At 63.2% G+C, this 18124-nt stretch carries 13 protein-coding genes; 7 read left to right on the top strand and 6 right to left on the bottom strand.

Annotated features, from left to right (window positions below):
• Positions 1-164 precede the first annotated feature (164 nt).
• From ACRC0P_RS19375 to purM, 3 genes are all read right to left on the bottom strand, one after another.
• Positions 165-869, bottom strand: a complete 705-nt coding sequence (locus ACRC0P_RS19375) for a DUF3108 domain-containing protein (protein WP_438632951.1) — start codon at positions 867-869, stop codon at positions 165-167.
• Between the two features lie 79 nt (positions 870-948).
• Entirely contained in the window at positions 949-1605 is a 657-nt protein-coding gene (gene purN / locus ACRC0P_RS19380; RefSeq protein ID WP_438632952.1) for a phosphoribosylglycinamide formyltransferase, read from the bottom strand.
• Positions 1605-2648 (bottom strand): phosphoribosylformylglycinamidine cyclo-ligase, encoded by a 1044-nt coding sequence (gene purM / locus ACRC0P_RS19385; RefSeq protein WP_438632953.1) that lies wholly within the window; start codon positions 2646-2648, stop codon positions 1605-1607. Before purM ends, purN begins: the two co-directional genes overlap by 1 nt.
• 420 nt (positions 2649-3068) lie before the next feature.
• Between purM and ACRC0P_RS19390 the strand changes: the two genes are divergently transcribed.
• Together ACRC0P_RS19390 and hda are read left to right on the top strand one after the other, a co-directional pair.
• Positions 3069-4157, top strand: a complete 1089-nt coding sequence (locus ACRC0P_RS19390) for a DUF2066 domain-containing protein (RefSeq protein WP_438632954.1) — start codon at positions 3069-3071, stop codon at positions 4155-4157.
• A 1-nt stretch (position 4158) separates the two neighbouring features.
• Positions 4159-4881 (top strand): DnaA regulatory inactivator Hda, encoded by a 723-nt coding sequence (hda, locus tag ACRC0P_RS19395; protein WP_438632955.1) that lies wholly within the window; start codon positions 4159-4161, stop codon positions 4879-4881.
• 10 nt (positions 4882-4891) lie between these two features.
• On the opposite strand, the gene ACRC0P_RS19400 is transcribed toward hda, so the two are convergent.
• On the bottom strand, positions 4892-6208 hold the full coding sequence (locus ACRC0P_RS19400) for a serine hydrolase domain-containing protein (protein WP_438632956.1): 1317 nt from the start codon (positions 6206-6208) through the stop codon (positions 4892-4894).
• A gap of 165 nt (positions 6209-6373) precedes the next feature.
• Between ACRC0P_RS19400 and ACRC0P_RS19405 the strand changes: the two genes are divergently transcribed.
• The 4 genes from ACRC0P_RS19405 to ACRC0P_RS19420 all read left to right on the top strand — a co-directional run bounded on the left by ACRC0P_RS19405 (position 6374) and on the right by ACRC0P_RS19420 (position 14262).
• Positions 6374-7405: a sulfotransferase family protein gene (locus ACRC0P_RS19405; protein ID WP_438632957.1), complete on the top strand. Its 1032-nt coding sequence runs from the start codon at positions 6374-6376 to the stop codon at positions 7403-7405.
• A 252-nt stretch (positions 7406-7657) separates the two neighbouring features.
• Positions 7658-11737: an amino acid adenylation domain-containing protein gene (locus tag ACRC0P_RS19410; protein WP_438632958.1), complete on the top strand. Its 4080-nt coding sequence runs from the start codon at positions 7658-7660 to the stop codon at positions 11735-11737.
• Entirely contained in the window at positions 11728-13086 is a 1359-nt protein-coding gene (locus tag ACRC0P_RS19415; protein WP_438632959.1) for a glycosyltransferase, read from the top strand. The genes ACRC0P_RS19410 and ACRC0P_RS19415 overlap by 10 nt, the downstream gene beginning before the upstream one ends.
• Positions 13087-13323: 237 nt before the next feature.
• Positions 13324-14262, top strand: coding sequence for a universal stress protein (locus ACRC0P_RS19420; RefSeq protein WP_438632960.1), 939 nt, complete (start codon positions 13324-13326; stop codon positions 14260-14262).
• Positions 14263-14311: 49 nt separating this feature from the next.
• Here ACRC0P_RS19420 and ACRC0P_RS19425 read toward each other — a convergent pair whose 3' ends face one another.
• Together ACRC0P_RS19425 and sodB are read right to left on the bottom strand one after the other, a co-directional pair.
• Positions 14312-16204, bottom strand: a complete 1893-nt coding sequence (locus ACRC0P_RS19425; RefSeq protein ID WP_438632961.1) for a DUF885 domain-containing protein — start codon at positions 16202-16204, stop codon at positions 14312-14314.
• A gap of 229 nt (positions 16205-16433) precedes the next feature.
• The gene (sodB, locus tag ACRC0P_RS19430; RefSeq protein ID WP_438632962.1) at positions 16434-17015 is read right to left on the bottom strand and encodes a superoxide dismutase [Fe]; all 582 of its coding nucleotides are present in this window, start codon (positions 17013-17015) and stop codon (positions 16434-16436) included.
• A gap of 351 nt (positions 17016-17366) precedes the next feature.
• On the opposite strand from sodB, the gene ACRC0P_RS19435 reads away from it, so the two are divergent.
• On the top strand, positions 17367-18098 hold the full coding sequence (locus ACRC0P_RS19435; RefSeq protein WP_438632963.1) for a hypothetical protein: 732 nt from the start codon (positions 17367-17369) through the stop codon (positions 18096-18098).
• The last annotated feature ends 26 nt before the right edge of the window (positions 18099-18124 follow it).

Consider the following 18124-nt stretch of genomic DNA (forward strand, 5'->3'; position numbering starts at 1 on the left):
CGCCCTGCGGGCAGCCTTCGGCTGTGCAAAACGGCTGTCCTGCCGTTTTGTCACTCGGGCCATCCGTGGCCCTCGCCCTGCGGGCAGCCTTCGGCTGTGTAAAACGGCAGTCCTGCCGTTTTGTCACTCGGGCCGTCCGTGGCCCTAAACGGAGTGAGGGGAGTTTATTGGGCGGTGGGGATGGTTTTCCCGTCGATGGATAATTTGGTCAAGGATATCTGATAGGTTTTGCCATCTTCTTCCTGCATCAGTTTGACCAGCGCGTAATCCCACTTGGGGGCAAACCAGATACTGGTTTCTCTATCTGAATCTCCGTCGCGTACCCGCTGTACTTTAATGGTCTCTATTTCCCCAAGCTGCGTCTGCAGTAGCTCCTTGCCGACCACGGAGAATTCATATTCACGGATACGTTTGCCATCGGCCACCTTGTAGCTCAGCGTCTCTTTCCCGGTAGCGACATCCAGCGCCAGCTGAAGCTGGTAGCTCAGCTTGTCCTGTATGTGATTGGGCACATTTTCCAAGGTGCGGCTTTTGTCGGAAACGTTGACCACCCTGCCTTGCTCAAAATTCAGGACTGTGTGACGGTCTTTGCCCAGGCCGGTTTTATGGTATTCGTAGTGGCGGGGGGACAGTTGGTTGTCCGCGGCGATAAACCGGGAATATTCGCGGATGTCGGCGAACAGGGAGTGGGCGTTGAAATCGAGTCGCCAGTTGCCTCCGCTACCGGATAGCTCCCGTGTGACGGTGACGCCAATACCGCTGTACTTGGCGGCATAGGTGGCGGTAAAGGGTTTCAGTTTGGGTTCCTGCGCCAGCGCGAAACCGGCGAACACGGCAGAGATGAAAAAGGCGATAAGACGTAACGGCACGGTGACCTCCGGATGTCCAAACCCTGGCCTGTTTTGGGACGGCCTGTACAGGACGGCAACGCGGCCATCGAATTTAGTGTTAACAGGCCCCGGTAATTTTCTTGCCACTGCGCGGTAGCAGTTCGCCGTCCAGTTCCGAGCGGTCCTCCACCATACGCAGTCGGCCCCGGGCAAACCAGGTTACCGCCAGCGGGTAGATCTTATGCTCTTGCACCTGTACGCGTTTTGCAAGTAGCTCGGCGCTGTCCTCCGCCTGAACGGGGACCAGGGCCTGCACAATGGCGGGGCCGCCGTCCAGCTCCTCGGTTACAAAGTGCACTGTGGCACCGTGTTCGCTGTCGCCGGCCTCAAGTGCCCGCTGGTGGGTATGCAATCCCTGGTATTTGGGCAGCAGGGAGGGGTGAATGTTCAACAGGCGGCCGCTGTAGTGGCGCACGAACTCGGAAGTGAGGATGCGCATAAAGCCCGCCAGTACCACCAGGTCGGGAGTGTGCCGGTCAATTTCGGCCATCAGCGCGCTGTCGAATGACTCCCGGTCGGGGTAGTCCCGGTGGTCCACCACCGACGCGGGGATGCCGGCTTCGGTGGCGCGGACCAGGCCGTAGGCCCCGGGCCTGTTGCTGATCACTGCGCAAATGGAGAATCCGGCGCGCTCGCCGGCGGCATCGATCAGCGCCTGCAGGTTGGTGCCGCTGCCGGAAATCAGTACTGCGACTCTACACAGCTTCCGCGACATCAGAGTCCCGCCAGTTCGACAGCTTCACCATCTTTGGCCTCGATGGAGCCGATGATGCAAGCCTTTTCACCCAGTTGCCTCAGGATTTCCAGAGCCGGGTCGGCGGCGTCCGCGGGCACGCAGATCACCATGCCCACGCCGCAGTTGAAAGTGCGATACATCTCCCGAAGATCGATATTGCCCGCCTCGCGCAGCCAGCGGAATACCGGGGGCATCTGCCAGTTGCCGGTGTCGATGACGGCCCGGGTGCTCTCGGGCAGAACCCGCGGCAGGTTTTCCAACAGGCCGCCGCCGGTAATATGACTGAGGGCGTTGACCTGTACGCTCTTCATCAGTTGCAGCAGGTTCTTTACATAGATGCGGGTCGGCGCCATCAGCGCCCGCGCGAGGGTGGTTTCGCCCATCTCCTGCTCCAGGTCGGCGCCGCTGATCTCCAGTACCTTGCGGATCAGGGAGTAGCCGTTGGAATGGGGGCCGCTGGAGGCCAGGCCGATCAGCTTGTCGCCAGCGGCGACTTTACTGCCGTCGATGATTTCGGATTTCTCCACCACACCCACGCAGAAGCCGGCCAGGTCGTAGTCGTCGCCCTCGTACATGCCCGGCATTTCCGCGGTCTCGCCGCCCACCAGGGCACAGCCCGCAAGCTCACAGCCGCGGCCGATGCCGGTCACCACCTCCGCGGCGATATCGACATTCAGCTTGCCGGTGGCGTAGTAGTCCAGGAAGAACAGCGGCTCCGCACCGGCGACCACCAGGTCGTTGACACACATGGCCACCAGGTCGATGCCAATGCTGTCGTGGATGCCCAGGTCCATTGCCAGGCGCAGCTTGGTGCCCACGCCATCGGTACCGGAGACCAGAACCGGCTCCCTGTAGCCGCTGGGCAGTTGGCACAGGGCGCCGAAGCCGCCCAGACCGCCCATTACCTCGGGCCGCTGGGTGCGCTTGGCGACATGCTTGATGCGCTCAACCAGAGCGTTGCCCGCATCGATATCGACACCGGCGTCTTTGTAGCTGAGGGACTGGGGGTTGGAATCGCTCATGGTTCATCCCGCAATGGACTTTCAGAGGGCGCGTATTCTAGTGGAAAACCTGCTGAATATGCGAGCCGGCCGGCATTTCTTAAAAAACGTCCGCGGCGACAGCCGCAGGCCGTTTGTGAGAAATGCGGACTAGCCCGCATTTCTCACAAATTTCCTACTGCGGCGGCCCCAGAGCGCGACCTGGCTGCCTTTCCCTCGGTCGGAGCCGAGGCGTCGGACCGGCTCGATGTACTGCAAGTACGCCTGCGCGCTCCTCCTGTCGCGAAAGCCAGCCATGCCGCACTCTGGAACCGCCTCGCTACGGATCTTTGTGAGAAATGCGGGCTAGAGACTGGGAGAAAAAGCCGACACTGATACAATAGCCGCAAATTGGCCGTCTCCACGGGCGGCCGTCCACAGAAGTCTGAAGAGAGAAAACAGATGCGAACACCGCTCCGGCTCTGCTCGCTGCCATTGGCATTGCTGCTCTGGGTGCTGGTCCTGCCGGCCCAGGCCCGCGTGGTGCCGGATCTCTACGAAGTGGTGGAGGCTGTGCCCAGCCGCGGCACCACCGACCGCACCGCGGCCAGCAGTCGCGGGCTGGAGCGGGTGTTCGTGCGGGTTACCGGCGACGCCGCTATCGGCAGCAATCCGAGCCTGCAGCCGGTGCTGCAGCGGGCTCAGCGGTATGTGCAGAGTTACCGCTACGAGACCGAGGACAACCAGCTCTACCTGCATCTATCTTTCGAACCCCAGGCTATCTCCGAGCAGGTGCACAAACTGCAGTTGCCCGTGTGGCCCAACAACCGCCCCGGAACACTGGTGTGGATGGCGGTGGACACCCTGCGCGACGGGCGCAGCGTCCTGCGCCAGGAAGACTACCCGGAGCTCTTCGCGGTACTGGACAGTCTCGCCATTGAGCGCGGCCTGCCGGTGGAATTCCCGGTGATGGACCTGAACGACCAGCGCAACATGCCCCTCGGTGAGCTCTGGGCCCAGGACGAACGGGCCGCGGAACGCGCCGGCGTACGCTACGGGCCGGATGCCACCCTGATGGGCCGCCTGTTGCAGACCTCCGGAGAGCGCTGGCAGGCCAACTGGCTGCTGATCCACGGCGGCCGCAGCTATGCCTTCGACGCCAGCGGCGACTCTATGGAAGAGGTTGCCCTGCGGGGCATCAACGAGGCCGCCGACCTCCTGGCCCAGCGTTACGCCGTGCGCGCCGACAGCGCCGGCCAGCAGAGTGCGGTGATCCTGGAACTCTCCGGTATCGACAGTTTCGCCGATTACACCGAAGCCTCCAGCTATCTGCAGGAGCTCGCTGTGGTCAGCAGCGCGGACCTTCTGTCGATCGACGGTGACCGCATGCGGGTGGCTCTCACCACCTCCTCGCGGCTGCAAAACCTGCAGGACGCCCTGGCCCTGAACCGCAGGTTACAGACGCAGGCGGACGAAGACCCCATCGACCTCAGCGGCTATCGCGCGCCCCTCGGCAGCGCGGAGCACCCGTTGCGCTACCGCTGGCGTTGAGATGACCGCGGGAAAAGGCGTGCCGCAGCAGCTTCCACTGGGAATATCCTTGCGGGACGACGCCACTTTTGCCAACTTCTATCTGGCCCACGCCGATCCCAATTTCCAGGTCGTGGAGGCTTTGCAGCGGTTTGCCGAAGGCGGGGGGGATACGGCGTTCTACCTTTGGGGCGAAGCCGGCAGCGGTGTCAGCCACCTGCTGCAGTCCGCCTGCCTGCACGCCGAGGCCAACCGGCGCAGCTTCCAATACCTGCCGCTGGCAGAACTCCTGGACATGGACCCCGCCCCCATCCTCGACGGCCTGGAACAGCTGGAGTTGGTCTGCATCGACGACCTGCACCGGCTCGAACAGCAACCCCACTGGCAGACCGCGCTGTTTCATTTATACAACCGGATGAGAGACGGCGGCGGCCAGCTGCTGCTCGGCGCCCGCCAATCCCCCCGCGGCCTGGACATAGCGCTGGCCGACCTCCGCTCCCGCCTCCAGTGGGGCCTCATCTACCAGCTGCAGCCCCTCAACGACCGCAACAAAATTGCCGCCCTGCGCCGGCGCAGCCGCCTGCGCGGCTTCGATCTCCCGGAGGACGTGGCACAATATATCCTCCACCGCGCGCCGCGGGGCACCCGGGCCCTGTTCCTCTGCCTGGAACAGTTGGATCGCGCTTCGCTGATGGCGAAGCGGAAGATCACTATTCCTTTTGTCAAGGAAGTGTTGGGAATCTGACGGCGGTGGACTATTTCTCCGGCGCCACCAGCGCGCCGTAGATCAGTGCGCTGCTTTCCGTGTCGATGTTCTGCAGTGCCGGGGCCTCCCAACGATTCAAAACCTGGATCATGCCGAGGACAAACAGGTCGTTGGTGGGGTCGATCCAGAACCAGCTTCCCGCCGCTCCGCCCCAGCTCAATGTCCCCAGGCCCTGGGTTGTGCCCGCTTTGGCGGTGTCCGTCACCACGGCAAAATCCACCGCGAAACCGAAACCGCTCTCTTCCGTGTAGGGCTCCCCGGGGATTGCGCGGATGCTGTCGGCGAGATGATTGGAAGTCATCAAGCGGACGCTGGAGGGAGAGAGAATGCGGGCGCCGTCCAGTTCACCCCCGTTCAGGATCATCTGCGCGAAGCGCGCGTAATCATTGGTGGTGGACACAAGGCCGGCGCCACCGGATGCGGTGCCCGGAGGCTTCGAGTAGTCGAGAACCATACCGCCCGTGGCCGGCGCGAGCCCCTTGGTGGCGGGGTCGTAAGTATTCAATGAGACCAGTCGGTGAGTTTTGTCTGCGGGCAGGTGAAAGTCAGTGTCGTTCATCCCCAGGGGCTCGAAAATACGAGTGCGCATGAAATCCGCCAGCGACTGGCCCGACAGGCGCTCAACGATGTAACCCTGTATATCCACCGCTGCGCTGTAGCGCCAGTGTTTGCCCGGCTGGCTCACCAGGGGCAACCCGGCAATTTTTTCGATGGCCTCCCGGGCGTTGGCCGCGCGCATAAAGTCGGAATCGCGATAGGCCTTCTCCACCGGGTGGTCGGTGCTCAAACCGTAGCCGAAACCAGCCGAGTGAGTAAGCAGCTCGCGCATGGTCGGCGCTCGCTCCAGGTCTTCGAGTTGCATGGAACCGTCGGCATTCTCTTCCTTGAAGACGCGCAAACCGGCAAACTCGGGGAGGAACTTGGTGACTGGATCGTCAAAGCGCCATTTCCCCTCCTCGAACAGGATCATCAGAGCCACACCGGTTACCGGCTTGGTTTGCGAGTAGATGCGGAAGATCGCATCGCGCTGCATCGGCTTGCCGTCCCGTACATCGGTTTTCCCGTAAGCGTCAAATTTGACCACTTTGCCGTGGCGCGCCACCAGCAGGGTGGCTCCGGGTAGATGGCCTGTTTCGATCAGCTTCTCGATATACGCGTCGAGTTTCGACAAGCGCTCCGGTGAGAAGCCGACACTTTCCGGCGAGGTGGAGGACAGCTTCGATTCGGCAGCGTGTGAGAGCGTTGCAACCAGTAATAAGGAAAGCCAGCTTGCCGCGGCAAGCCGTATCAGACGGGGGGATAGCATTGGCGGCTCCAATTATTCGTTAGCTTTTCTGATTACGCATCATAGCGCCATCTTTCTGCTCCGGGAAATGGGTGGGGCAACGATACTTGCGGCAGGGGGTTTTACTCTGGGTTTCTCAATCGTGTTGGACTTGCAGCTCTTTTTGGGGTAGCTTTCGGGGCCGATATGCAATGGATTGTTGTTCAGGTGGTCGCTATGTTTTCTCCTGTCGAGCCCCATTTTCCCGATGCCAGCGAAGATGGCGAACTGCTGGCGGAACTTGAAAAACTCCCCGTACGCCCGGTATTTATCATGGGGCTGCACCGTTCCGGTACCACCTTTCTGTACGATTGCATCGCCAAATCCTTTCCCCTGGCCCAGTTGAGCCTCTATCACTTGTTCTATTACGACCGCTTGCTGGTTTCCCATCGCAATGGCACGGAGAAAAGGAACCGGGAGCAATTGAATACCTGTTTCCGCGCCCGGGGCATAGAGAATCGCAATATAGATCGGGTGCCGGTGAATGCCGATGAGGTTGAGGAGTACGGTTTCCTGCTGCGGCGTCTCAGTGGCAGTTTCAAACTGGATTCCAACAATGTGGAACTGTTCGAGCAGGTGTGCCGGAAACTGCTCGCGGTGCAGCCCGGAAGCCGGGCGGTGCTGCTCAAGAATCCCTGGGATACGGGCCGTGCCCCGTGGATTTTACAGCGCTTTCCAGAGGCTCGCTTTGTCTATATCGCCCGCGATCCAATGGCGGTACTCAACAGTATGCTGAACGCGCTGCTGGCCTACCTGGATGGGCCCCAGCCCTACCTGGAGATGCTGTTGAGCACCGACGGCAGCCGGCGCAGTTATCGATGGAGTTATGTACTGTGGTGGTTTTTGCGCGGCCTGCGCGCACTGATTGGGCGGCGCGGAATCGCGCTTTTGTTCCGCGAACGGATGGCGCGGGCAGTTGCGGGGCAGGTAGCCGCCTACCGGGCCGATCTGGCCCGGCTACCAGCTGAGCGGGCTGTCGAACTGGACTACGACGAACTGGTGGCGGATCCGCAGGCGGCGATGCAGCGTTTGCAGTCTTTGCTGGATTTGCCTCAGACTGGTGCAGCAGGCGCGATGAAAGTGCGCCGGCGGAGAAATTTCAATCCGGTGCTGGAAAATTATCGGGGCCGCCTGGATCGCCTGCTGGACCAAACAACCGGAAACCTTTCCACAACCTGACGTATTTGTACGACGTCTTCCCTCCCCCTGCCTATTATCATGGCACACAAATTGCTGGTCCTCATTGCGTGCGTTGGATTTACATCTCCAGCCGCGACGATGATCGATTAATTCAAACTTTTTAAAAGCTGTCATAGAAATGTAAGTACAGAAATTTACTATTGACTGCAGATTTCAGCAAAAGGGTCTCTTGCAGCCGTAAGTTGTTGTGGCTGGAATTATTGGCCTGAAATAAATTAAGGGATTGATGTCATGGAAGGAAATACTGTTCGCAAGTTGCCCGCCGAGCAACTCCATTTCGATGCCGAAGGCGACTGTGTCGTCGCCGAATCCCAAAACCTCGAATCCCCGCCGGCCGACCCCGCTGCGGCGCAGGTCGTCGGTGACCGGAGCACACCCGGAGCCCTGCCGCTGGCATTTTCCCAGCGCGGTATGTGGGCGGGGGAAAAACTCGGGGCGAGCGACGCCATCTACAACCTTGCCGAATACACCGAAATTTTCGGGGCGGTGGATACGGGCCTGTTTATCGCCGCGCTGCGGCGGGTCGCGGCAGAGGCGGAAGTCTGCCGGGTGCAGATTATCGAGGACGACGACGGCCCCAGGCAGGTAATACATCAGGACTATCGCGGAGAACTACCCTTTATCGACCTGAGTGGCGAGGCGGAGCCGCTCGTCGCTGCCGAACACTGGATGCGGCAGGACCTGTCCCGGCCGATGGATCTGGCGAGAGACCCGCTATGGTCCAGCGCCCTGTTGCGGATCGGGGAGGACCGCTATCTCTGGTACCAGCGCTGCCACCATGTGGCGCTCGACGGTTTCGGTGCCGGGCTTCTCTCGCGGCGGGTTGCGGCTATCTACAACGACCTCGCTGCGGGCCGGGAGCCCGGCCCGACCCCATTCCTGCCACTGGCCGAGCAATTGCAGCGGGAGACGGCCTACCGCGACTCGGCGCGCTTCGGTCGCGACAGGCAGTACTGGCTCGAGCGGATGGCGGGTCTGCCCGATCCGGTGTCCCTGTCGCGCCGCGGTGGCACACCCGGCGGCGGCCTGAGACGCAGCAGTGCGCGGCTCTCCGCCGCGGATGTGGACATGCTGAAACAGATCGGCGATGTCTCCGGCGTAAGTCTGCCGCAGGTACTGACCTCACTGCTGGCCGCCTATCTCTACCGGATCAGCGGCGCCGACGACCTGGTGTTCAATATGCCGGTTACCGCCCGCGCCGATCGCGTCCTGCGGCGGGTTCCCGGCATGATGGCCAATGCGGTGCCCATCCGCCTGGCGATGTCGCCGGAGCTGGCCCTGTCGCAGCTGGTCCCCCAGGTGGGGCGGGCGGTGCGCGGCGCCCTCCGCCACCAGCAGTACCGATACGAAGACCTGCGCAGGGATCTTGGGCTGCTGGAACGCGGCCGGCAGATTTCCCGATTGGGTGTCAATATCGAGCCCTTCGACTATGACCTGCGCTTTGGCGGTCACCCCTCGGTGACCCACAATCTTTCCAACGGCACCGTGGAAGACCTGGCGCTGTTCGTCTACGACCGCGGCGACGACCGGGGCCTGCGCATCGATCTGGACGGCAATCCGGCGCTCTACAGCCAGGGAGAACTGGATACGCACCGGGATCGCTTGTCGCGCTTTATTCGCGCGCTGCTGTCGCAGCCGGAGCGGCCCATCGGCGCGGTGGACCTGCTCGCGCCCGAGGAGCGGCGGCTGTTGCGGGAGTGGAACGCCACCGGGCGCTCGCTGCCCGGGCAGCTCTGGCCGGCGCTGTTCGAGGAGCGGGCGGCTGCAACGCCGCAGGCGATTGCCGTGCAGGCCGGGGACGAGCAGCTCACCTACGGCGAGTTGAATTCCCGTGCCAATCGCCTGTGTCACGCCCTGCTGGCCCGCGGTCTGGGGCCGGGACACGTGGTCGCAGTGGCCTTGCCCCGGGACGAATCCGTGCCGGTGGCGCTGCTCGGGGTACTGAAGAGCGGCGCCGCATACCTGCCGCTGGACCCCTGGAGCCCCACCGAACGCCTGGACCTGATCCTGCGGGAGGCCTGCCCCCGGCTGGTGATCACCAACACCGATATCGCCGACAGGCTGCCCGCGGGGGAATTGCCGTGCCTGCCTCTCGACCAGTTGCCCCTGGAATCCTTCCCGACGCGGAACCCGCAGGCGGGCGACCGATGCGGGCCGGTGGAGGCGCAGACCCCGGCCTATGTGATCTATACCTCCGGCTCCACCGGGCGGCCAAAGGGGGTGGTTATCGGCCACCGCAGCCTGGTCAACCTGCTGGTGGCGATGCAGGATGAACTGAAGCTCACCACCTCCGACCGCTTGCTGGCGCAGACCACCCTGGCTTTCGATGTCGCCACGCTGGAACTCTTCCTGCCGCTGCTGGCGGGCGCTCGGGTGGTGATCGCCAGCCGCGACCAGGCGCGGGACCCCAGTGCGCTGGCGGCGCTGATCCGGCGCAGCGGCGCCACTCTGCTGCAGGCCACCCCCTCCCTGTGGCAGGCGCTGGTGGCCGACTACGCCGATCAATTGCGGGGCCTGCGGCCGCTGACCGGGGGCGAGGCGCTGCCGGGAAAACTGGCGCGGCAGCTGCGCCGGCTCGGCCACCCGGTGATCAATCTCTACGGCCCCACCGAGACCACGGTACTCTCCACCCTGATGGTGCTGGAGGGCGACGATCTGGACGCGCCCCCCATCGGCCGGCCTATCGCCAACACCCAGTTGCATGTGCTGGACAGGGCCATGCAGCCGCTGCCCCCGGGCGAAATCGGCGAGCTGTACATCGGCGGCGCCGGCGTCGCCCTGGGATACCTGCACCGGCCGGAGCTGACTGAGCAGCGCTTCCCGCCCAACCCTTTCGGCGACGGCCACCTGTACCGCACCGGCGACCTGGTGCGCCAGCGGCCGGACGGAGCGCTGGAATACCTGGGCCGCAACGACTTCCAGATCAAGCTGCGCGGTTTCCGCATCGAAGCGGGGGAAGTGGAGAATCACCTGACCCGCTGTCCGGGAGTCGAACGGGCGGTGGTGGTGCTGTACGAGGACCCCGCCGGGGGCAAGTGTCTGGTGGGCTATGTGCTGCCTGAGCGGGCCGGCGGCCAGGCGGTGACCGTCGACCCCGCGATGTTGCGCGCGCGGCTGAGCCGCTCGCTGCCGGACTATATGGTTCCCGCACAGTTCGTGACCTTGGACCACTGGCCGCTGAACGCCAACGGCAAACTGGACCGCCGGGCCCTGCCGGCACCCCAGCGGCGTCCCCACAACGAGTACACGGCGCCGCGCAACCACTTGGAAACAGCGCTGGCGGATCTCTGGGGCGAGATCCTCGGCGTGGAGAAAGTGGGCGTCCACGACAGCTTCTTCGACCTGGGCGGCGATTCCCTCAGCGCCGCGCGCATGATGGCCCGGCTGAGGGAAATCACCGGCCGCGAAGTTTCCCTGGGAACAGTTTTCGAGGCGTCCACAATCGCCGGTCTGGCGCAGAAGCTGGAAAATCCCCGGGAGCCGGACCCGCTGTCCGCCCTGCTGCCGCTGCACAGCGGCGGCGATGCCGCGCCATTGTTCTGCGTTCATCCGGCGGCGGGGCTCAGTTGGGGTTACGCCGGCCTTTCCCGCTACCTGGGTGGCGGGCGCCCGCTCTACGGCCTGCAGGCCCGCGGCCTGGATGGCAGCGGAACACTGCCGGGCAGCATCGAAGATATGGCCGCGGACTACCTTTGCCAGATCCGCCGCGTGCAGCCGCGGGGTCCCTACCATTTGCTCGGCTGGTCCCTCGGCGGTATCGCCGTCCACGAAATGGCGCGGCAGCTGCAGGCCGAAGGGGACGAGGTGGCTTTCCTGGCCATGCTCGACGCCTACCCCTTTGTACAGGCCAGGGAGCGCGGGCGGGACGAGGCCCGGCTGGTGCAGGGCGCGCTGGACTTCCTGGGCTTCGAGCGCGGCGCGCTGGGCGAGAGCGGTGCCAGTCTCGATACGCTGGCGGATTTCCTCTGGCGCGAGTACCAGGTGTTCGATATGCCCGCGGTGCGGGAGATACAGCGGGCGAACCCGGACTTTGTCGCCAGCGTGCGCCGGGTGATAGAGAACAACCTGGAAATGGTGCAGCGCTTTGCGCCGGGCGAGGTGCGCGGGGACCTGCTGTTTGTCCGCGCCACCCGCACCGCGCGTTCCGAATTGTTGCACCACCAGCCGGAAATCTGGCGCCGGCATATCAGCGGCCACCTGCGGGTGCACCCGGTAGCCTGCCACCACCAGCAGGTGCTGGACGCCGGGCCGCTGGAGAGCATAGGCCCGCTGATCGCCGCGGCACTGGGGGAAAGTGCCAAGTGCGGATAACTATATTCTCTATCGGCACCCAGGGCGATGTGCGCCCCTTCGTCGCCCTCGGCCGCGGCCTGCAGCGGGCGGGCCACCGGGTGCGTATTGCCAGCGGCCGCACCTGCGAGCGACTGGTTACCGGGCAGGGACTCGAATTCTCCCCCCTGAGCGCGGACTTCCTGGACATCATGGCCAGGGACCCGGGCGCGCTGCGGCGGGGCCTGAACCCGCTCGCGCTGCTCGCCACTGCCCGGCGCGAACTCCGCGCCATGGCGGTGGACTGGGCGGAGCAGGGCCGCGCGGCCACCGCAGACGCGGACCTGTTGCTGGGTAACGGCATGGTCGCGCCCCTGGCCGCTTCCCTCGGCGAAGTGGTGGGGCGGCCGGTGGTGGAGACCCACCTGCAACCGATCACCCCCTGCCCGGATATTCCACCAATGATGCTGCCGCCGCCGCGCAAACCCCGGCCGGGGGCAGTCAACCGGTTGCTGTACCACTGCTGCCGCCTGCTTACCTGGCAGATGCTCAGCCCGGCCTATGCCCGTGTGCGCCGGGACCTGGACCTGCCGCCCTTTCCCCGGCGCGGCCCCACCTATAGCCCCGGGCGGCGATACCAGCGCCTGCTCTATGGATTCAGTCCGCTGCTGGTTCCGCCTTCGAGTCACTGGCCGGCATCGGTGCGGGTGGCGGGCAACTGGTTTCTGGAAGAGGGGCGGGACTGGCGGCCGCCGGCGGCGCTGGCCGACTTTCTCGAAGCCGGGCCAAAGCCTGTCTACGTGGGGTTCGGCAGTATGTGCAGCGAAGACGCCGCGACTTTTACCCGCGTGATACTGGAGGCGCTGCGCCGCAGCGGCCGGCGAGCCGTTCTCGCCACCGGCTGGGGTGGGCTCTCGGAGGAGGTGGCGGAGAGTGTGGCGGGAGACAGGAATATCCTGGCGATCGAAGCCGCACCCCACGACTGGCTGTTGCCCCGCGTGGCCCTGGCGGTGCACCACGGCGGCGCCGGCACCACCGCCGCAACCCTGCGTGCCGGCATCCCCTCGGTGGTGGTGCCCTTCTTCGGCGACCAGCCTTTCTGGGCCTGGCGACTGGAGCAGTTGGGCGTCGCGCCGCCGGCACTCAAACGCCGGGGATTGACCTCCGCCGCACTGTACGCCGGTATCCGCCAAGGTCTCTCCGAACCCATGCGCCAGCGGGCGGCGGAACTGGGCGGGTACCTGCGGGCGGAAGACGGTGTCGCCAATGCGATTGCCCAGTTGCAGTCCTGGGAGCTATTACCGCCCGCGGCTCCCGGCGATGAGTTTCCTCCACAAAATTCCCCGGACCAATTCACAGCCGCAACTGCCACCAGGCTTCTCCCGACGTGAGGATCTCCCGATGGGTGTCGATCCCTATCCTGAAGGCTCGCAGCTGGCCGGTTTAATCCATCGCCTGCCTCAGTATCGCCGTTGCCGGATTGCGCCGTTTCACCCGGAAAGAGCGGCCCGGAGCTTCCATAATGATTGGGTGGCGGTCGGGCCATGTTTTGTCGCTAGTGAATTCTAGTTGGAATGCACGGGCCCGGCTTTTTCATTCCGAGATACCACAGGGGCAAGGTACCGGTTATGCAGAATTTTCATAACATCCTGTTTGTCAGCCACGCGATCGGTGACGAGAGCGGCAGCCTGACGCAGGCGCTCAGCGTTGCGCGCAATAACCGCGCACCGGTGAAGGTGATGGTAGTCTGCCCGGAATTGCCGGAGGAGTTCGGGGAATACAGACAGGTCTATACGAACGCCCTCTCGGAACGGGTGAGGGAATCCGTAAAAAACGTCCTCGATTCGCTGAAGCTGGGTGAGGATGAGCTGGAAGTCGATATCGAGGTGGACTGCGGCAGTACCCCCGCCGAGCGGGTTATCCACCGGGTGCAGCGCGACGATTACGACCTGGTGGTCAAGAGCGTGGAGGGGAGGGAGCAGCGCGCGGGATTCAAGGCGATGGATATGGAACTGCTGCGCAAGTGCCCCTGCCCGGTATGGCTGTGCCGCCCGGTCAAGCACTCTCCGGGCGACATTCGCGTAGCCGTGGCCGTGGACCCGGATTGCCGGGAACCCAACAGCTATGACTTGGCGATACGCCTGCTGCGGCTGGCGCACTCGCTGGCCGACAGTTGCAGCGACGAGCTGCAGATTATCTCCTGTTGGGATTACGACGTGGACGCCTATCTGCGCCGCAACTTCCCCATCGATGTCTCCGACGAGGAACTGGACCGCGCGGTCCAGGCGGCGAGGTCCAGGCACCGCTCAAAGCTGGATGTGCTGATCAATGCGGCGAATATCGGCGATGCGTTGGGTATCCACCACGCCATCGCCCGCCCGGACCGTTTTATCCCACTGGTGATCGAAGAGAAAAAAATCGATCTTCTGGTGATGGGAACGGTGGGGCGCACCGGTATCCCCGGATTTATCATGGGCAATACTGCGGAAAATATCCTGCAGGAAATCAGCTGTTCGCTGTTGGCGTTGAAACCCCGTGGCTATGTGTCGCCGGTGAAGGTCTATTGAAGGGGCTGATGGGGATGCGGGCCGCGCGAAGCGGCCCGCGGGTTCGGGATTACTGCTGGGGCTGCCTTGTCTTCACTTCGGCGACCCACTCGTCCACCAGATTCTCCAGCACATCCAGCGGCACGGCGCCGTTGGCCAGGACGGTGTCGTGGAAGGCGCGGATATCGAACTGGTCGCCCAGCTCGTTTTTGGCTTTTTCCCGCAGTTCGACGATCTTCAGCATGCCGATTTTGTAGGCGGTGGCCTGGGACGGCATCACGATATAGCGCTCGATCGCCTTGACCACGTCCCCCTGCGGGTTGGGGCTGTTTTCCCCCAGCCAGCCGATGGCCTGTTCGCGGCTCCACTTCTTGCTGTGGATACCGGTGTCCACCACCAGCCGGCAGGCGCGCCAGAGCTCCATGGCCAGGCGGCCGAAGTCGGAGTAGGGGTCTTTATAGAAGCCCATTTCCTTGGGCACCAGTTCTGAGTAGAGCCCCCAGCCCTCGATATAGGCGGTATAGCCGCCGAACTTGCGGAACCTGGGAATCCCCTCCAGTTCCTGGGCGATGGAAAGCTGCATATGGTGGCCGGGAATGCCCTCGTGGTAGGCCAGCGCCTCCATCTGGTAGCTGGGCATATCCTGCATGTTGTACAGGTTGGCGTAGTAGATGCCCGGGCGCGAGCCGTCCGGGGCCGGGCGCTGGTAGAAGGCCTTGCCGGCGGATTGTTCGCGGAAGGGTTCCACCGCCTTGACGACCAGGTCGGCCTTGGGCTTGGTGATAAACAGCTCGTCCAGGCGGTCCTTCATGGTCTCGATCAGTTCAGTAGCCTCCTTCAGATAGCGCTGTTTGCCCTCCTTGGTGTTCGGGTAATAGAACTGTTCGTCGGTGCGCATGAATTCAAAGAAGTCCTGCAGGCTTCCCTCGAATCCCACCTTTTTCATGATCCCGCGCATTTCGTCGTGGATGCGCTCCACTTCCTTCAGGCCGATCTCGTGGATATCGTCGGCGCTGAGGTCGGTGGTGGTGGTGCGCTTCAGGGCGAAGGCGTAGAAGTCGTCGCCGTTGGGGAATTTCCAGGCGCCGTCGTCGGTGGTGGCCTGTTGTTGCAGTTCGCCCATGTAGTCGATCAGGTTTTCGTAGGCGGGCTCGACGCTGCCCAGCAGCGCTTTGCGGGCCTGTTCGATCAGTTCGGTTTTCTGTTCGTCGGGGATATCCAGCGCATCGACCTTGCCCTTGAAGTCGGCGAACAGGGTGCTGTCTTCGCCCTTCTCAAAGGGAGCACCGGTGATCAGGTTGCGGCTGTCATTGATCACGTAGGGGAAGACGAATTTGGGGGCGATGATACCGGCCTTGGTGCGCTCCTTGAGGTTCGCGATCAACTGCTCGAAGTGCCTGGGCAGGTTGTTGAGGCGCGCGATATAGGCGTTGGCGTCGTTGACGTTGTCGATGCGGTGCTGGTTGATCAGCAGCGAGGGCACTCCCGAGTGGGTGCCGAACATCTGGTTGACCGGGTAGTTGTACAGGCGCCACTTATAACCCTCGATATCCATCTCCAGGTTGCGCTTGAGCAGAGAGAGGCTGAGGCGGGTGGCGTCGTCCAGCTCGGCGGGATCGAGCTTGTTCAACCCGGCCAGCTGGCGCTTGTTGATATCGTTGGTTTCGGCCTCGAATTTCGGCGACAGGTCGTCCCACTTGCCGTAGTCCTCCTTGATGCCCAGGAAAGTCTTGAATTCGGGGCTGCGGTCGAGGTGCTCCTGGAAAAAGTCCTCGAACATCTGGTTGGCCCGGGCGATGGCCTCGGCGTTCGGTTGGGCGGTTTCGTCCGCCGCTGTGGTCTGTGCCCGCTCGACGGTGGTGGTGTCGATAGCCTCGGTGGCGCTGGATTCCCGCCCCCGGTCACAGCCTGTCATCACCAGCGCGCTTATGGCGGCGGCGATCAGAGTCTTGTTCAACTTCATGGTGGTCGTCCAAGGTTTCTATAAATTATGTAGGGTGCGCCGTGCGCACCAAAGCTGGGCAGCTTCTAGGCGCCCTACGCTACCGTGTCGATTTTGTTTTCCGTATCTTCAAAGACAAAACGGCAGGATAGCCGTTTTGCACAGCCGAAGGCTGCCCGTAGGGTGAGGGCCATGGATGGCCCGAATGCTAAAAAGCGGGCACTGGGCCCGCTTGTTCCGACTGCCGTTATCAGGCGAAGTTCTGGTTGACGAAGTCCCAGTTCACCAGGCTCCAGAAAGCCTCGAGATACTTGGGGCGCAGGTTGCGGTAGTCGATGTAGTAGGCGTGCTCCCAGACATCGCAGGTAAGCAGAGCCTTTTGGTCTGATTCGGTCAGCGGGGTGCCGGCGTTGGAGGTGTTGACGATGGCCACAGAGCCGTCGCTCTTCTTCACCAGCCAGGTCCAGCCGGAGCCGAAGTTGTTCACCGCGCTGTTGGAGAACTCCTCTTTGAACTTGTCGAAGGAGCCGAAAGCGGCGTTGATGGCCTCGGCCACCGCACCGGTGGGCTCGCCGCCGCCGTTGGGGCTCAGGCAGTTCCAGTAGAAGGTGTGGTTCCAGATTTGCGCGGCGTTGTTGAACACGCCGCCGGAGGAGGACTTGATCACCTCTTCCAGGGATTTGTCGGCCTCTGCGGTGCCCTCCAGCAGGCCGTTCAGTTTATCTACATAGGTCTTGTGGTGTTTGCCGTAGTGATACTCCAGGGTTTCCTCGGAGATGTGCGGTTCCAGGGCATTCTTCGCATAGGGGAGTTCAGGCAATTCGAAAGCCATGGTGTCTTCCTTCCTTTGTCTCAGGTTGTTGGTGGGGGCATTCTACACGCGCGGGAAGGCATTATTAAGCCGGTAAGAGGGAATTCGTCACTGCTGGAAGCTGGCCGAAAACCATTGCGCGTGCGTGCGGTGTGCTCAGAATGGAGCCGTACACTCGTCCGCCGCGCTCCGACGGCCGCTACCAGAACCGCTCGCTATGCTTTGAGATCGCCTCCGGTCGGCTAGTCTTAGCCTTGAGGGTGGTTACTTTTTCGTCAGTTTTTTGGTATAACTGCCCGCTGAATTCGACCAATCACAGAGTTCGCGTCCCGGCGATTCCGCCGCGCGCCTGTCAACCCGGATATGTCAACCATGCAACGCAGAGAGCCCACACTGGACGGCACCAGCGCAGCCGTAGAACCCCAACTGGAACGTCCCATCGGCCGCACCTTCCGCGAGCCGGCCGCCGAGCCGGAAGAGCGCAGCGGCGGCGGTGTGTCCATGCTCGCAGTGGTAGCCCTGATCCTGGCGCTCGCCGGCCTGGGGGCCGCGGCCTTCCTGTACAACCAGTGGCAGCTCAGCCGCGTGGCACTGGTGGACGCGGAGAGCCGTATCGCCGAACTGGAGAAGCGCTTCGAAATGTCCGACGAGGAGTCCTCGGCCTCCGTGGAGGTGCTGAACGCCAAAGCGAAGGAAAACGCCTCGGAGATCCGCAAGCTGTGGGGCGTGTCCTATGACACCAACCGCAAAAACATCGCCGCCAACAAGAACGCCGCAGCCGCCAACAAGAAGCAGCTGGCCGGCCTGGTCTCCCAGGTCAAGGGCATGGAGTCCAGCGTGAAGAAGGTCGCCGCGGTGGAGTCTTCGCTGACGGAACTGCGCAAGTCCAATACCGAAAGCCAGCGCGAACTCAAGGACTCCCTCACCCGCCTGGAGCGCCAGCTGGCCTCGGTGCGCAGCGACCTGACTGCGCGGGTGGGGGCCAACGAGGAGGCTGTGGAGTCCATCGACGCCTACCGCCGTTCGGTGAACCGGGACCTGGTGCAGCTGCGCGATGCCATCCGCAGCCTGCAGTCCGGCTCTGCTACTGCCTCCACTCCCTGACCGCATCCCGAGCCATATCATAGGTA

Origin of the sequence: Microbulbifer sp. (assembly GCF_051659245.1) — a bacterium.
Lineage (GTDB): Bacteria > Pseudomonadota > Gammaproteobacteria > Pseudomonadales > Cellvibrionaceae > Microbulbifer.